Origin of the sequence: Citrobacter sp. H12-3-2, assembly GCF_009649895.1 — a bacterium.
GTDB lineage: Bacteria > Pseudomonadota > Gammaproteobacteria > Enterobacterales > Enterobacteriaceae > Citrobacter > Citrobacter portucalensis.
In genome coordinates, this window is the sequence record NZ_CP045837.1 from 4,016,606 (window position 1) to 4,031,056 (window position 14,451).

Genomic DNA, 14,451 nt, shown 5'->3' on the forward strand with positions numbered 1-14,451 from the left:
GAAAAATCACTAATTCTTTCGTTGCTCCAGACGGCGTAAGGCGCGTTCACGACGGCTTTCCTCACGGCTTCTGTCCAGCAGGATCTCTTCGATAAACGCCAGGTGACGGTGGGACGCTTCACGCGCCTCTTCCGGCTTCCCGGCAATAATTGCTTCAAAAATACGGGTACGGTGACTGCTAACCAGTGGCAGCATTTCACGACGCGCATACAGCAATTCGAAGTTTTGCCGAACGTTCTGGGCCAGCATCGGCTCCATACACCTTAGCAAATGGAGCAGCACCACATTGTGTGCCGCTTCGGTGACAGCAATTTGATACTGGAGTACCGCATCAGATTCGCCGTCAAGATCGCCGGACTGTTGAGCAAGCTCGATCGCATGGTGGAGTTCACGGATACGCGTTTTGTCTTCATCCGTGCTGCGCAGTGCAGCGTAATAAGCCGCAATACCTTCCAGCGCATGGCGCGTCTCAAGCAGGTCAAACTGGGATTCAGGATGGTCGGAGAGCAGCTCTACCAGTGGGTCGCTAAAGCTCTGCCACAGGCTGCTCTGAACAAAAGTGCCACCGCCCTGACGACGAAGCAGTAAGCCCTTCGCTTCAAGGCGTTGGATCGCCTCGCGTAAGGAGGGGCGGGAGACGTCGAACTGTTTTGCCAGCTCGCGTTCCGGTGGGAGTTTTTCTCCGGGGCGAAGTGTCCCCTCAAGAATTAAAAACTCCAGCTGCTGCTCAATCACATCGGAGAGTTTTGGTTGGCGGATTTTGCTGTAGGCCATGATTTCCTGTCTTAAGCCATTTGCCCGGAGTCAATTGGTCTTACCAATTTCATGTTCTTGACGCTAAAGTAACAAAGTATTCACCTTCTGTCCATACAGGTTTTGATTGAAATCAGTAAAGGAGGCATATTTTAACAACATTACAGAAATAACGTTTCAAACATGTAACTATGCACAAATGTTAAATTTACCCACCCCGGGGTAGTTTTAACGGAATTGAAACGAAAAATTATCTCATCTGAACCGATTCACCTGCTTATTTATCGATATATCAACCACTATTAATGAATAGAAATTCAAAATGGAAATTTTGTGGTAGATAAACTCGCATTTACAAATGGTTTCTTTTTATTCAACTCGTCATCTTCCCCGCATAAAGCAGGTGCATTCGCGCTCGCATATCATTATTCTGATCAAGACAAAAGTATTAAGGCAACATTTTATCAAAAGCATCTGTAAACAAATTAATACAACAAACGGAATTGAAAACTTACACACGCATTGCTGCGTAGTTCAAAAAATAAGCACTCGAAATATGAAGAGTAAAACCACACACGAGGTTTCATGATGGAAAGTCAACAGCATGGCGATCAGCTCAAGCGCGGCCTTAAGAACCGCCATATACAGCTAATCGCACTGGGTGGCGCGATTGGTACCGGGTTATTCCTCGGTAGCGCATCCGTTATCCAGTCTGCAGGACCGGGTATTATTCTGGGTTACGCTATTGCCGGCTTTATCGCCTTTTTGATTATGCGTCAGTTAGGTGAAATGGTGGTTGAAGAGCCCGTTGCAGGCTCATTTAGTCACTTTGCTTATAAATACTGGGGCGGTTTCGCGGGGTTCTCTTCCGGCTGGAACTATTGGGTGCTGTACGTGCTGGTTGCCATGGCTGAGCTAACTGCCGTGGGTAAATACATCCAGTTCTGGTACCCGGAGATCCCAACATGGGTGTCTGCGGCTGCCTTCTTTGTGCTGATCAACGCCATCAACCTGACCAACGTGAAAGTGTTTGGTGAGATGGAGTTCTGGTTCGCCATTATTAAAGTCATTGCCGTCGTAGCGATGATCCTGTTCGGCGGCTGGTTACTGTTTAGCGGTAACGGCGGCCCGCAGGCCAGCGTCAGCAACCTGTGGGACCAGGGAGGCTTCCTGCCGCATGGCTTCACCGGTCTGGTGATGATGATGGCTATTATTATGTTCTCTTTCGGTGGGCTGGAGCTGGTCGGGATCACCGCAGCAGAAGCGGATAACCCAGAGCAAAGCATTCCCAAAGCGACCAACCAGGTTATCTACCGTATCCTGATTTTCTATGTGGGTTCGCTGGCGGTTCTGCTTTCCCTGATGCCGTGGACGCGTGTCACGGCGGATACCAGCCCGTTTGTCCTTATTTTCCACGAACTGGGCGACACCTTTGTTGCTAATGCCCTGAACATCGTAGTGCTGACTGCCGCCCTTTCTGTCTATAACAGCTGCGTATACTGCAACAGCCGTATGCTGTTCGGTCTGGCACAGCAGGGCAATGCGCCCAAAGCGCTGATGAACGTCGACAAACGCGGTGTACCGGTGAACACCATTCTGGTTTCCGCACTGGTGACGGCTCTGTGTGTGCTGATCAACTACCTGGCACCGGAATCCGCCTTTGGCCTGCTGATGGCGCTGGTGGTTTCCGCACTGGTGATCAACTGGGCAATGATTAGCCTGGCACACATGAAGTTCCGCAAAGCCAAACAGCAGCAGGGTGTTACCACCCGCTTCCCGGCGCTGCTCTATCCGCTGGGTAACTGGGTGTGCCTGATTTTCATGGCTGCAGTACTGGTGATTATGCTGATGACGCCGGGTATGGCGATCTCGGTGTACTTAATCCCTGTATGGATTGCCATTCTTGGCATCGGCTACCTGTGTAAACAAAAAACGGCCGGCGCGGTTAAAGCGCATTAATCCCCCCCTCCCCCCACCTGCGTCAGGTGGGGGTTGTTACCTGCCTCACACTTTCCCACTCACGACTGTTTAGTCCATATCAGCGGCGTTATCCTGCAACGCAAAAACACCGGTGCCGGACAATAATTCTCTCCATATCTCATTAATGGAGTGCAGTTGATGGAAACCAGTAAGCTCACGGTGAAAGAAAAGATCGGCTATGGAATGGGCGACGCCGGATGCAACATCATCTTTGGCGCCATCATGTTGTTTGTTAACTATTTTTACACAGACATTTTTGGTCTGGCACCTGCACTGGTCGGCGTATTACTGCTCTCAGTACGCGTTATCGACGCCGTTACCGACCCTATAATGGGCGCGATGGCCGACCGCACCCGTAGTAAATATGGTCGATTTCGTCCATGGCTTCTATGGATGGCTTTCCCGTACGCGTTATTCAGCGTACTGATGTTTACCACTCCAGAGTGGACCTATAACAGCAAAGTTATCTATGCGTTCGTTACCTACTTCCTGCTATCTATTACTTATACAGCGATCAACATTCCCTACTGCTCGCTCGGCAGCGTCATCACCAACGATCCGAAGGAACGCGTCGCCTGCCAGTCATATCGCTTTGTGTTGGTAGGCATTGCAACCCTGCTGCTGTCCCTCACCTTGCTGCCAATGGCCGACTGGTTCGGCGGGGAAGACAAAGCCAAAGGGTATCAGATGGCGATGGCGGTTCTGGCTTTCATCGGCATGTGTATGTTCCTGTTTTGCTTCGCTACGGTCCGTGAACGCGTGCGCCCTGCTGTCCAGACCAATGACGATTTAAAAGCCGATCTGAAAGACGTGTGGAAGAACGATCAGTGGGTAAAAATTTTGCTGTTAACACTGTGCAACGTCTGTCCGGGCTTTATTCGCATGGCTGCCACCATGTACTACGTGACATGGGTTATGCAGCAAAGCACGCAGTTCGCAACGCTGTTTATCAGTCTTGGTGTGGTCGGAATGATGATCGGCAGTATGTTGGCGAAGGTATTAACCGATCGCTGGTGCAAACTGAAAGTCTTCTTCTGGACCAATATTATCCTGGCGATTTTCTCTGCCGCGTTTTACTTCTTCGATCCGAAAGCCACCATGATGATTATGGTGCTCTACTTCCTGCTCAACATCCTGCACCAAATCCCTTCTCCGCTGCACTGGTCGCTGATGGCGGATGTCGATGACTATGGCGAGTGGAAAACCGGTAAACGCATAACCGGAATCAGCTTCTCCGGTAACCTGTTCTTCCTGAAACTGGGCCTGGCAATTGCCGGAGCGATGGTCGGCTTCCTGCTCTCCTGGTACGGCTACGACGCTGGGGCGAAAGCGCAAAGCGACTCTGCCATTAACGGTATTATGCTGCTGTTTACCATCATACCGGGCGTAGGCTACCTGATTACCGCAGGCGTGGTTCGTCTGCTGAAAGTTGACCGCGAGTTTATGCAGCAAATCCAGACAGATTTAGAAAAGCGCCGCGCCAACTACCGTGAACTGAATGAATACCACGATATAAAAACGACTGAAACCGTAAGGAAAGCCTAATGAATCAGTGGCCAAATCCCTTTATTGAACAGCGTGCCGATCCGTTTATCTTACGTGACGGTAGCCACTATTATTTCATTGCTTCAGTACCCGAATATGACCGACTGGAGATACGCCGGGCCGACTCGCTGGAGGGGTTGCGCACCGCCGCCCCGGTTGTCGTCTGGCGCAAACCAGAAAGCGGCCCCATGAGCCAACTCATCTGGGCACCCGAAATCCATCATCTGGCAGGCAAGTGGTACATCTATTTTGCTGCCACCCACACACAGTCGCTCGACAAGCTGGGGATGTTCCAGCATCGCATGTTTGCGCTCGAATGTGCCGACGCCGATCCGTTGACCGGGCAGTGGACGGAGAAAGGTCAGATTAAAACGCAGTTTGATACCTTTGCGCTTGATGCCACCACCTTTAACCATCAGGGAAAACAGTGGTACCTCTGGGCGCAGAAGTCGCCCGATATCGCCGGAAACTCCAATATCTATCTCGCTGAGCTGGAAAATCCATGGACGATTAAAGGCGAGCCGGTCATGCTAAGTCATCCTGAGTATGACTGGGAATGCCGGGGTTTTTGGGTCAATGAAGGTCCTGCCGTCATGGTTCATGGCGATAAGCTGTTTATCAGCTATTCCGCCAGCGCCACCGATGAGAACTACTGTATGGGATTATTGTGGATTGACCTCAACGCCGATCCGCTCAAACCGCAGAACTGGCACAAATCACCGCGCCCGGTCTTTACCACCAGTTATGAAAACCGCCAGTTTGGGCCAGGACACAACAGCTTTACACAAACGCCGGAAGGTGAAGATGTACTGGTGTATCACGCGAGAAACTACACCGAAATCGAGGGCGATCCGCTGTACGACCCAAACCGCCACACTCGTCTGAAGCTCGTGCGTTGGGACGAAAACGGCATGCCAGATTTTGGCGTGCAGCCTGCTGATACGAACTAAACCGTTGCACTGCCCGGTGGCGCTAGCGCTTACCGGGCCTACACGCTTTTTCATTGTAGGCCGGATAAGCATTAGCGCCATCCGGCACAACGCTATACTAATGCCCCATAAATGGTGAGCACCGCAATAACCACCACCACCACAAACGAGGTTTTCTTCGCCAGCGAAACGGCGGCTTTTGGCGTTTCGACTTTATCGGTGTGCGGTTCACGCGCCAGCGAGAACTGCGCCAGACGCGTAAGCACCTGATATTGCGACGTGTGCAGATCCGCAAGCGAGGCAAACCAGGCCGGCAGCGCTTTCTCACCATGTCCCAACAGCGCATAGACCACGCCCGCCAGACGCACCGGGATCCAATCCAGCACATGCAGGATCGCATCAATGCCTGATTGCAGACGCTGGTGCGGTGTCTGATAGCGCGCCAGCCAGGACTGCCAGGCGCGTAAAAAAGCATAACCAACCAGCGTCACAGGTCCCCACGGACCACCGACAATCAGCCAAAATAACGGCGCCAGATAAAAACGGAAGTTGTTCCATAACAGCGCGTTCTGCAGTTCGCGCAAGAATTCACGCTCATCGCAGTCCGGCGGAACCCCATGGATAAGCGTCAGCTCGCTGGCCATCGCATCACGGGCGTGAGCATCATCGCGAGCAGCCGCGTTCAGGTAAGCGTGATAGTGAAGGCGCGCCTTGCCAGCACCGATGCACAGCAAGCCAATTAAGATCCACGCCACCAGCAACGGAACATTAAACAACAGCCCATGAAGTGCGCGCAGTAGCAGAAATGTCACTCCCATCGCAATCAGAGTCATGCCTACCGTACGCATCATCGAAAAATGCTTAATCCGGCGGAAAAAAGCTTCAATCCGGTGATCAAGCTGCCAGTGCTCACCCAGCTTAAACAGGCGTTCAACAATCAACACCAATAATGTTGTAAACAGCGTCATGTCATCTCCTTGTGCGACGAGGGGGTGACCAGGGCGCGGAACCTTGCCCAGTCAAAGGACGGCCCGGGATCGGTCTTACGCTCGGGCGCAATATTGCAATGTCCTGTCATGTTGTTAGCAATGGCCGGATAACGCGTAATCAGAGTATTCGTCACGGCAGCCAGTTGCTGATACTGCGCATCGGTATAGGCCAGCGTATCCGTCCCTTCCAACTCAATACCAATTGAAAAATCATTACAGCGTTCTCGCCCTTGATAGCTCGACACACCCGCATGCCAGGCGCGTTTATCAAAAGGCACATATTGCACGATTTCACCGTCACGGCGAATCAAACAATGGGCCGAAACACGCAGATGGGCGATCCCGGCAAAATAAGGATGGGCGTTGGGATCAATCGTGCCCGTAAACAGAGCGTCTATCCACGGGCCGCCAAACTCGCCGGGCGGCAGGCTGATATTATGCACCACCAGCAGAGAAGGGTTTTCGTCATCCGGGCGGCAATCGTAATGCGGAGAGGGGACGCGTCGCGCCTCTGCCAGCCAGCCCTCGTCTAACAACATGCAGAATCTCCTTATTGGTGGTGCTCATATCAGGTTCAGGGTAGCATGTTTCCACCTTATGATTCGTTAGCAATTTGGAGTTTTATCATGCCGCCTCGCCGCTATAACCCTGACTACCGACGTGACGCGCTGTTGGAACGCATAAATCTGGATATCCCTGCCGCTGTAGCTCAGGCGCTGCGTGAAGATTTAGGCGGAGAAGTTGATGCCAATAACGATATCACCGCACAGCTTTTACCCGAAGACATGCGCTCCCATGCCACCGTAATCACCCGCGAAGATGGCGTTTTTTGTGGAAAACGTTGGGTGGAAGAGGTCTTTATTCAGCTGGCTGGCGATGATGTCAACATCACCTGGCATGTCGAAGATGGCGACAGCATAAAGGCCAATCAGCCGCTGTTTGAACTGGACGGCCCTTCCCGCGTTTTACTGACCGGTGAACGTACTGCGCTGAATTTTGTGCAGACGCTTTCAGGTGTAGCGAGTGAAGTGCGTAAATACGTCGACCTGTTAGCGGGAACCAAGACCCAACTGCTGGATACGCGCAAAACCCTGCCGGGACTGCGTACCGCGCTAAAATACGCCGTATTGTGCGGCGGCGGCGCGAATCATCGTTTGGGGCTGTCCGACGCCTTCCTGATTAAAGAAAACCACATTATTGCTTCCGGCTCGGTACGTCAGGCCGTCGAAAAAGCCTTCTGGTTGCACCCGGATGTGCCGGTTGAAGTCGAAGTAGAAAGCCTGGATGAACTGGACGACGCGCTGAAAGCCGGGGCCGATATCATCATGCTCGATAACTTCGAAACTGACCAAATGCGCGAAGCGGTAAAACGCACCAACGGCCAGGCGCGTCTGGAAGTGTCGGGCAACGTCACCCATGAAACGCTGCGCGAATTTGCCGAAACCGGTGTGGACTTTATCTCCGTTGGCGCGCTGACCAAACATGTTCGCGCACTCGATCTCTCCATGCGATTTCGCTAATTGCTGATTGTATTGCCCGATGACGCTTCGCTTATCGGGCCTACTACACAGGTTTATTCCGTAAGCCGAATACGGCATTTACACCACCACCCGGCAGTTTCTTCGAGTCTCTTCGCAAATACATTGTCTGACTCTGTAATTTCGTAAAAATCCTCTGAACCCGCTTTCCCGTTTTGTTTTTTGTCTCTCGCCGTCCTCCCGTCGGTTTGCCAAAGTAGCGCCAGCAAACTCAAGGAGCGAACGATGAACAAGCAACGAGGCTTTACGCTTATCGAACTCATGGTGGTGATTGGCATTATTGCCATCCTTAGCGCCATCGGCATTCCGGCATATCAAAACTATCTGCGCAAAGCCGCGCTGACAGACATGCTGCAAACCTTTGTCCCCTATCGCACGGCGGTTGAGCTCTGTGCACTGGAGCATGGCGGAACAGATACCTGCGATGCCGGAACGAATGGTATTCCCTCTCCAACAACTACCCGTTACGTCTCAGCCATGAGCGTTGAAAAGGGAGTTGTCAGCCTTAGTGGGCAGGAAAGCCTGAGCGGGCTAAGCATCACCATGACGCCAGGTTGGGACAATGCCAACGGCATTACCGGTTGGAACCGAAACTGCGTCATCCAGAACGACAGCGCATTGCAGCAGGCCTGTGAAGACGTTTTCCGCTTCGATACCCACTAAGGAACAGAGATGAACACCACCCAACTTACGGCACTATGCCAACGTTATCAGGCAATATTACTGGATGCAGACAATGAAGTGGTGCATATCGCCGTCGTAGACGCCCCATCACACGAGCTGCTGGATGCGCTGCATTTTGCCACCACCCGACACATCGACATTGTCTGCTGGACACGTCAGCAAATGGAAGGCCACACGCATACACCGCAGAAAATGCTCCCGGCAGTGGTCACGAAAAGCAGCGCCAGCGCAGCAGACTTGCTGAATCAGACGTTTCATTCCGCTCTGACGCAACGGGCTTCTGATATTCATTTTGAACCCGAGGAAAATCACTATCGAATCAGATTACGCGTAGATGGCGTGCTTCACGCGTTACCGGAAGTCACGACCGAGATGGGCATAGCCATCACCGCAAGGTTAAAAGTATTAGGCAGCCTGGATATCGCCGAGCATCGGCTTCCACAAGACGGACAATTTACCGTTGAGATTTCAGGAGAGCCGGTCTCGTTTCGCATCGCCACCCTGCCCTGTCGCTACGGCGAAAAAGTCGTGTTACGGCTACTTCATCAGGTCGATCAGTCACTGGAGATCGCGGCGCTGGGAATGCAAGACGCGCAGCTGGCCGCATTTTCGCAAGCCTTGCAGCAGCCTCAGGGGTTGATTCTGGTCACCGGGCCTACCGGAAGCGGCAAAACGGTCACGCTGTACAGTGCGCTGCAAACCCGAAACACCCCGGATGTGAATCTTTGTAGCGTGGAGGATCCGGTAGAGATCCCGATCGCAGGTCTCAACCAGACGCAAATTCACCCACGCGCCGGTTTGACTTTTCAGGGCGTATTGCGCGCGCTGCTGCGCCAGGATCCCGACATTATCATGGTGGGTGAAATCCGCGATGGCGAAACGGCAGAAATAGCCCTTAAAGCCGCACAAACAGGTCATCTGGTTCTTTCTACGCTGCATACCAATTCCACCAGTGAAACGCTGGTGCGCCTGCAACAAATGGGTGTCGCACGCTGGATGATCGCCTCCGCGCTGACGCTCGTTATTGCACAGCGGTTGGTCAGAAAGTTGTGCCCCCATTGCCGACAACGTCAGAGTACACCTATCACGCTCCCGAAAACTGTCTGGCCTACACCACTACCGAATTGGCAGGCCCCTGGCTGCAAACATTGTTATCACGGATTTTATGGCCGTACGGCATTGTTTGAAGTGCTCCCTGTTACTCCGGCATTACGTCAGAGTATTGCCAGTGGCACATCCGTAGACGAAGTGGAATCTGATGCTCAGCAATCAGGAATGAGAACGCTTTTCGAGAATGGCTGTCAGGCCGTCGAGCAAGGGTTAACGACATTTGAAGAGCTGATTCGTGTACTGGGCATGCCTCATGTCCGCTAAACAGCTTTGGCGCTGGCAAGGCATTAACAACGAAGGTAAATCGCTGGAAGGCACACTATGGGCCGATACCCGACCGTCATTGATGCTGGCTCTTGAGGAACAACAGATTACGCCGCTGCGCATTAAACGTATGCGTGTCAAAATCTCGCACTGGAGCCGTACAAGAAGTGCCGAAACCATACACCAGTTGGCGACATTGCTAAAAGCAGGGTTAACGCTCTCAACAGGGCTAGCTCTGCTTGCTGAACAGCATCCCAGCACTCAATGGCAGGCGCTACTGCGTACGCTGGCTTACGATATGGAACAGGGCATAACCCTCTCCGCCTCGTTATCACAATGGCAACACGTTTTTCCGCCCCTTTACCAGGCAATGATCCGTACCGGAGAACTTACGGGTAAGCTGGACGACTGCTGTTTTGAACTCGCCTACCAGCAAAAGAAACAACAGCAACTTGCTGATAAAGTTAAAAAAGCCCTGCGCTATCCGATCATCATCATAACAATGGCGGTGATGGTCGTATTTGCGATGCTGCAGTTTGTACTCCCTGAGTTTGCCGCTATCTACCAGACGTTCAACACCCCGCTACCGGCGCTCACTCAGTGGATTATTACCATCGCACACTGTAGTAGCCAATGGGGATGGCTGGCGGTAGCGCTTGGCCTGGTAGCAGTTGCCACACATCAATTGATAAAGCAGAAACCGTACTGGCTCATTCTGCGCCAGCAATTGCTGCTCAGCCTCCCGGTCATAGGGTCGATGGTGAGAGGGCAAAAACTCACGCAGATATTCACTGTTCTGGCGTTAACGCAAAATGCAGGCATTCCCTTTTTGCAGGGTCTTGAGAGCGTTACCGAAACGCTGGCTAACCCTTTCTGGTCGCAACGTTTAGCACTGGTTCAGCAGGACATCAGCTCTGGAAAACCGATCTGGTTAGCGCTTAAAAATAGTGGTGAATTCAGCCCATTGTGTATACAGCTGGTCAGAACTGGTGAAGCTTCCGGCTCGCTGGATGCAATGCTGCGCAATCTTGCTCATCACCATGGCGAGAAAACCCTGTCTCAGGCTGAGAATTTGGCTGCATTACTTGAGCCTGCGTTGCTGGTCATTACAGGGCTTATCATCGGTACACTGGTCGTCGCGATGTATTTACCGATTTTCCATTTGGGAGATGCGATGAGCGGGGTGGGATAGATTCAAATGCCTGATGACGGCGTAACGCCATCAGGCATTTCACAGAACTAGCTGTTCTTACAGGCTATTGAAAACACGGTTTTCTTGTTCCTGTACACGAATAAACGTTGTACGTTTGGTCAGCTCTTTCAGACGGGATGCGCCCACATAGGTACAAGCAGAACGCAAACCGCCGAGGATATCGCGAGCGGTATTATCAACCGGGCCGCGCAGTGGCAGCTTGACGGTTTTACCTTCTGCAGCGCGGTACTGTGCAACACCACCTACGTGACGCGTCATGGCAGATTCAGAGCTCATACCGTAGAACAGCATGAATTTCTCACCGTTCTCTTCAACAATTTTGCCGCCACTTTCTTCATGACCAGCCAGCATGCCGCCGAGCATCACGAAGTCTGCGCCGCCACCGAACGCTTTTGCCACATCACCCGGCATGGTGCAGCCGCCGTCGCTGACAATCATGCCACCCAGACCGTGGGCTGCATCGGCGCATTCAATAACCGCAGAAAGCTGTGGATAGCCAACGCCGGTTTTTACACGCGTGGTACATACAGAACCTGGGCCAATGCCGACTTTGACAATATCAGCACCGGAGAGCACCAGCTCTTCACACATTTCACCGGTGACCACATTGCCCGCACAGATCGTTTTAGTCGGCCATGCTTCACGCGCTTTCGACACGAACTGAACAAAATGCTCTGAGTAGCCATTGGCCACATCAATGCAGATAAAGTTCAGCGCGGGGTTGAGCGCCAGAATCTGTTTAGTTTTTTCGAAATCTGCATCAGACGTACCGGTTGAAACCATTACGTGTTTGAGCACATCGGCAGAGCTCTCTGCGATGAAGGCGGCCCAGTCTTCAACAGAATAGTGTTTGTGCACAGCGGTCAGGATGTCGAAGGAAGCCAGTGCCGTTGCCATGGCAAACGTCCCGACAGTGTCCATGTTCGCGGCAATAATAGGTACGCCGGACCAGGTCTGACCTGAATGCTTAAAGGTAAATTGACGTTCCAGCTCAACATCGGAACGGCTTTTGAGAGTAGAACGCTTAGGGCGGATAAGAACGTCTTTGAAACCTAACTTCAGATCTTCTTCGATACGCATGTGCGGATTCCTGGGGTTAATGGCGAAAAATCGAAACTCACAACTCCAGTGACGCTATCATACGCACTAATCAATGCCGCGCAAGACTGCGAAATTCTCTTTTTTTACGCTACAATCCCATAAATTTACCTGGCGAATAGTAGGTTAATCCTGCAGCAGCCTCGCCTTCGCACGCATAACTTTTAACTGTTTGATAATCAAACTTAAACTCCAGGATCGGCATCTATGAGGTATACGGTAGCCTTAACCGGCGGCATTGGCAGTGGTAAAAGCACCGTTGCAAATGCGTTCGCTGACCTCGGAATAAACGTCATTGATGCAGATATTATTGCGCGCCAGGTGGTTGAACCCGGCACACCTGCTCTTAAGGCGATCGAAGAACATTTTGGTTCCGACGTTATAGCCGCAGACGGATCGTTGCAGCGACGCATTTTACGCGAACGCATTTTTTCCAATCCTGAGGAGAAAAGCTGGCTGAATGCCCTGCTTCATCCGCTTATTCAGCAGGAAACCCAGCGTCAGTTTCAGCAAGCAACCTCTCCTTATTTGCTATGGGTTGTCCCTTTGCTGGTGGAAAATTCGCTGTATAAAAAAGCCGACCGCGTACTCGTGGTGGATGTCACCCCCGAAACCCAGCTCAGACGCACCATGCAGCGTGATGACGTCACGCGTGAGCATGTTGAACAAATTCTTGCTGCCCAGGCAACGCGTGAAGCGCGGCTGGCCGTGGCAGACGATGTTATTGATAATAATGGCGCACCGGAAGCCATCGCCTCGGATGTCGCCCGCCTGCACGCGCTCTATTTGCAATGCGCGTCGCAGTTTGTCTCACAGGAAAAACCGTAATGCACACCCAAGTCCTTTTTGAACACCCTCTCAATGAGAAGATGCGTACATGGCTGCGCATTGAGTTTTTAATCCAACAGCTCTCCGTTAATTTGCCCATTACTGACCATGCCGGCGCTCTGCATTTTTTCCGCAATATCGGAGATTTACTGGATGTATTTGAACGCGGCGAAGTCCGTACCGAACTCCTCAAAGAACTGGAGCGACAGCAGCGTAAACTCCAGGCCTGGGTCGAAGTTCCCGGCGTCGATCAAAGCAGAATCGACTCTTTGCGTCAGCAGCTAAAAAGTGCAGGCAGCATTCTGATTTCTGCCCCGCGTATTGGACAGACGCTGCGCGAAGATCGTCTGATTGGTCTCGTACGTCAGCGTTTAAGTATTCCTGGCGGGTGCTGCAGTTTCGATCTGCCGACTCTGCATATCTGGTTACACCTGGCACAGTCGCATCGTGACGCGCAGGTTGAAACCTGGCTTGCCAGCCTGAATCCGCTCAACCAGGCGCTGTCGCTGGTACTGGATTTAATTCGCAACTCAGCACCGTTTCGTAAGCAAACCAGCCTGAATGGTTTTTATCAGGACAACGGCGAAGATGCAGATCTGCTACGCTTGCAACTGCCGCTTGATTCGCTGCTTTATCCGCAAATCTCTGGTCATAAGAGCCGTTTTGCCATCCGCTTTATGCCGCTGGATAGCGAGAATGGTCAGGTGCCTGAGCGCCTCGATTTTGAACTGGCGTGCTGTTAAGGAGTCAACATGTCTGAACAAACCATCGTCAACTGCCCAACCTGTGGCAAGCCTGTAGTATGGGCTGAGGTCAGTCCGTTTCGCCCATTCTGCAGCAAGCGCTGCCAGTTAATCGATCTGGGAGAGTGGGCCGCAGAAGAGAAACGCATCCCAAGCTCTGGTGATCTGTCAGAAAGCGACGACTGGAGTGAAGAACAGAAGTAATTCTGCTAAAACGGTGGGTCGGATTAGGCAACGCCGCACCCGGCATTTTATGTTGTTTTGCCTGATGGCGCTGCGCTTATCAGGCCTACGAACTAAAACGTAGGGCGGGCAAGCGTAGCGCCCCGCCATAATTTGCCGGATGCGGCGTTGCCTTATCCGGCCTACAGCACCATTAGCCAGCTATCAGCTTTTCAATGACTGGTGCATTCGCGGGCGGGAAATCCTGCGCATTCAGAGCATCTTGCGCAATCCACTGCGCCGGTTGCCCCTCTTTTCCCCACGGCTCGCCTTCCCAGCTTTCAACCAGCCAGAACCACAGAGTGATATGCCTGTCCGGAAACTGATACTCCAGCTTTTCGAACAATGAGCTTTGAGTCGGCGTGATCCCCACTTCTTCCTGTAGCTCGCGAATCAGCGCCTGCTCCGGCGTTTCGCCCGCTTCAATTTTCCCGCCGGGGAATTCCAGCTTATTTGCCATGTGGGCATCAGCCGCACGCTGGGTGATAAAAATTTCATGTTGCTGATTACGAATAATCCCGACGGCGATTTGCAGTATTTTCATCTTTATCGTCC

15 protein-coding genes are annotated in these 14,451 nt (G+C 52.2%); 10 read left to right on the forward strand and 5 right to left on the reverse strand.

Features of this window, described 5'->3' with window-relative positions; genetic code table 11:
• Nucleotides 1-9 precede the first annotated feature (9 nt).
• Nucleotides 10-774 carry a pyruvate dehydrogenase complex transcriptional repressor PdhR gene (gene pdhR, locus GHC22_RS19160; protein WP_003018699.1) on the reverse strand — a complete coding sequence of 255 codons (765 nt, stop codon included), beginning with the start codon at nt 772-774 and terminating at the stop codon, nt 10-12.
• Between the two features lie 564 nt (nt 775-1,338).
• Between pdhR and aroP the strand changes: the two genes are divergently transcribed.
• From aroP to GHC22_RS19175, 3 genes are all read left to right on the forward strand, one after another.
• Nucleotides 1,339-2,712 carry an aromatic amino acid transporter AroP gene (aroP, locus tag GHC22_RS19165; protein WP_008786209.1) on the forward strand — a complete coding sequence of 458 codons (1,374 nt, stop codon included), beginning with the start codon at nt 1,339-1,341 and terminating at the stop codon, nt 2,710-2,712.
• 159 nt (nt 2,713-2,871) lie between these two features.
• Nucleotides 2,872-4,278, forward strand: coding sequence for a glycoside-pentoside-hexuronide (GPH):cation symporter (locus GHC22_RS19170; protein WP_003829494.1), 1,407 nt, complete (start codon nt 2,872-2,874; stop codon nt 4,276-4,278).
• Complete coding sequence (locus tag GHC22_RS19175; protein ID WP_153753730.1) at nt 4,278-5,228, forward strand: family 43 glycosylhydrolase; 951 nt, start codon at nt 4,278-4,280, stop codon at nt 5,226-5,228. The genes GHC22_RS19170 and GHC22_RS19175 overlap by 1 nt, the downstream gene beginning before the upstream one ends.
• Nucleotides 5,229-5,320: 92 nt before the next feature.
• On the opposite strand, the gene ampE is transcribed toward GHC22_RS19175, so the two are convergent.
• Together ampE and ampD are read right to left on the reverse strand one after the other, a co-directional pair.
• Entirely contained in the window at nt 5,321-6,175 is an 855-nt protein-coding gene (gene ampE, locus GHC22_RS19180; RefSeq protein ID WP_003829498.1) for a beta-lactamase regulator AmpE, read from the reverse strand.
• Nucleotides 6,172-6,735 carry a 1,6-anhydro-N-acetylmuramyl-L-alanine amidase AmpD gene (gene ampD, locus GHC22_RS19185; protein ID WP_008786207.1) on the reverse strand — a complete coding sequence of 188 codons (564 nt, stop codon included), beginning with the start codon at nt 6,733-6,735 and terminating at the stop codon, nt 6,172-6,174. The genes ampE and ampD overlap by 4 nt, the downstream gene beginning before the upstream one ends.
• An 87-nt stretch (nt 6,736-6,822) precedes the next feature.
• On the opposite strand from ampD, the gene nadC reads away from it, so the two are divergent.
• From nadC to hofC, 4 genes are all read left to right on the forward strand, one after another.
• On the forward strand, nt 6,823-7,716 hold the full coding sequence (nadC, locus tag GHC22_RS19190; RefSeq protein WP_003837454.1) for a carboxylating nicotinate-nucleotide diphosphorylase: 894 nt from the start codon (nt 6,823-6,825) through the stop codon (nt 7,714-7,716).
• A gap of 243 nt (nt 7,717-7,959) precedes the next feature.
• A complete protein-coding gene (gene ppdD, locus GHC22_RS19195; protein ID WP_008786205.1) occupies nt 7,960-8,397 on the forward strand; it encodes a prepilin peptidase-dependent pilin in 438 nt (145 codons plus the stop codon).
• A gap of 9 nt (nt 8,398-8,406) precedes the next feature.
• Nucleotides 8,407-9,792: a type II secretion system protein GspE gene (gene gspE, locus GHC22_RS19200; protein WP_103285763.1), complete on the forward strand. Its 1,386-nt coding sequence runs from the start codon at nt 8,407-8,409 to the stop codon at nt 9,790-9,792.
• A complete protein-coding gene (hofC, locus tag GHC22_RS19205; RefSeq protein ID WP_153753731.1) occupies nt 9,782-10,984 on the forward strand; it encodes a protein transport protein HofC in 1,203 nt (400 codons plus the stop codon). The genes gspE and hofC overlap by 11 nt, the downstream gene beginning before the upstream one ends.
• Nucleotides 10,985-11,041: 57 nt before the next feature.
• Here the strand turns inward: hofC and GHC22_RS19210 are convergent, their stop codons facing one another.
• Nucleotides 11,042-12,085 carry a GMP reductase gene (locus GHC22_RS19210; RefSeq protein ID WP_003829510.1) on the reverse strand — a complete coding sequence of 348 codons (1,044 nt, stop codon included), beginning with the start codon at nt 12,083-12,085 and terminating at the stop codon, nt 11,042-11,044.
• Between the two features lie 225 nt (nt 12,086-12,310).
• On the opposite strand from GHC22_RS19210, the gene coaE reads away from it, so the two are divergent.
• The 3 genes from coaE to yacG are packed head-to-tail and all read left to right on the forward strand — an operon-like array spanning nt 12,311 to nt 13,878.
• Nucleotides 12,311-12,931, forward strand: coding sequence for a dephospho-CoA kinase (coaE, locus tag GHC22_RS19215; RefSeq protein ID WP_003829511.1), 621 nt, complete (start codon nt 12,311-12,313; stop codon nt 12,929-12,931).
• A complete protein-coding gene (gene zapD, locus GHC22_RS19220) occupies nt 12,931-13,674 on the forward strand; it encodes a cell division protein ZapD (protein WP_008786201.1) in 744 nt (247 codons plus the stop codon). Before coaE ends, zapD begins: the two co-directional genes overlap by 1 nt.
• Nucleotides 13,675-13,683: 9 nt before the next feature.
• Nucleotides 13,684-13,878, forward strand: a complete 195-nt coding sequence (gene yacG / locus GHC22_RS19225; RefSeq protein WP_003018740.1) for a DNA gyrase inhibitor YacG — start codon at nt 13,684-13,686, stop codon at nt 13,876-13,878.
• 172 nt (nt 13,879-14,050) lie between these two features.
• On the opposite strand, the gene mutT is transcribed toward yacG, so the two are convergent.
• The gene (gene mutT, locus GHC22_RS19230; protein WP_008786200.1) at nt 14,051-14,440 is read right to left on the reverse strand and encodes an 8-oxo-dGTP diphosphatase MutT; all 390 of its coding nucleotides are present in this window, start codon (nt 14,438-14,440) and stop codon (nt 14,051-14,053) included.
• Nucleotides 14,441-14,451 lie beyond the last annotated feature (11 nt).

Coding starts and splice junctions, on each gene's coding strand:
- pdhR (WP_003018699.1), bottom strand. CDS start 774: ATGGCCTACAGCAAAATCCGCCAACCAAAACTCTCCGATGTGATTGAG.
- aroP (WP_008786209.1), top strand. CDS start 1,339: ATGATGGAAAGTCAACAGCATGGCGATCAGCTCAAGCGCGGCCTTAAG.
- GHC22_RS19210 (WP_003829510.1), bottom strand. CDS start 12,085: ATGCGTATCGAAGAAGATCTGAAGTTAGGTTTCAAAGACGTTCTTATC.
- mutT (WP_008786200.1), bottom strand. CDS start 14,440: ATGAAAATACTGCAAATCGCCGTCGGGATTATTCGTAATCAGCAACAT.
- zapD (WP_008786201.1), top strand. CDS start 12,931: ATGCACACCCAAGTCCTTTTTGAACACCCTCTCAATGAGAAGATGCGT.
- coaE (WP_003829511.1), top strand. CDS start 12,311: ATGAGGTATACGGTAGCCTTAACCGGCGGCATTGGCAGTGGTAAAAGC.
- ppdD (WP_008786205.1), top strand. CDS start 7,960: ATGAACAAGCAACGAGGCTTTACGCTTATCGAACTCATGGTGGTGATT.
- nadC (WP_003837454.1), top strand. CDS start 6,823: ATGCCGCCTCGCCGCTATAACCCTGACTACCGACGTGACGCGCTGTTG.
- hofC (WP_153753731.1), top strand. CDS start 9,782: ATGTCCGCTAAACAGCTTTGGCGCTGGCAAGGCATTAACAACGAAGGT.
- gspE (WP_103285763.1), top strand. CDS start 8,407: ATGAACACCACCCAACTTACGGCACTATGCCAACGTTATCAGGCAATA.
- ampE (WP_003829498.1), bottom strand. CDS start 6,175: ATGACGCTGTTTACAACATTATTGGTGTTGATTGTTGAACGCCTGTTT.
- GHC22_RS19170 (WP_003829494.1), top strand. CDS start 2,872: ATGGAAACCAGTAAGCTCACGGTGAAAGAAAAGATCGGCTATGGAATG.
- yacG (WP_003018740.1), top strand. CDS start 13,684: ATGTCTGAACAAACCATCGTCAACTGCCCAACCTGTGGCAAGCCTGTA.
- GHC22_RS19175 (WP_153753730.1), top strand. CDS start 4,278: ATGAATCAGTGGCCAAATCCCTTTATTGAACAGCGTGCCGATCCGTTT.
- ampD (WP_008786207.1), bottom strand. CDS start 6,735: ATGTTGTTAGACGAGGGCTGGCTGGCAGAGGCGCGACGCGTCCCCTCT.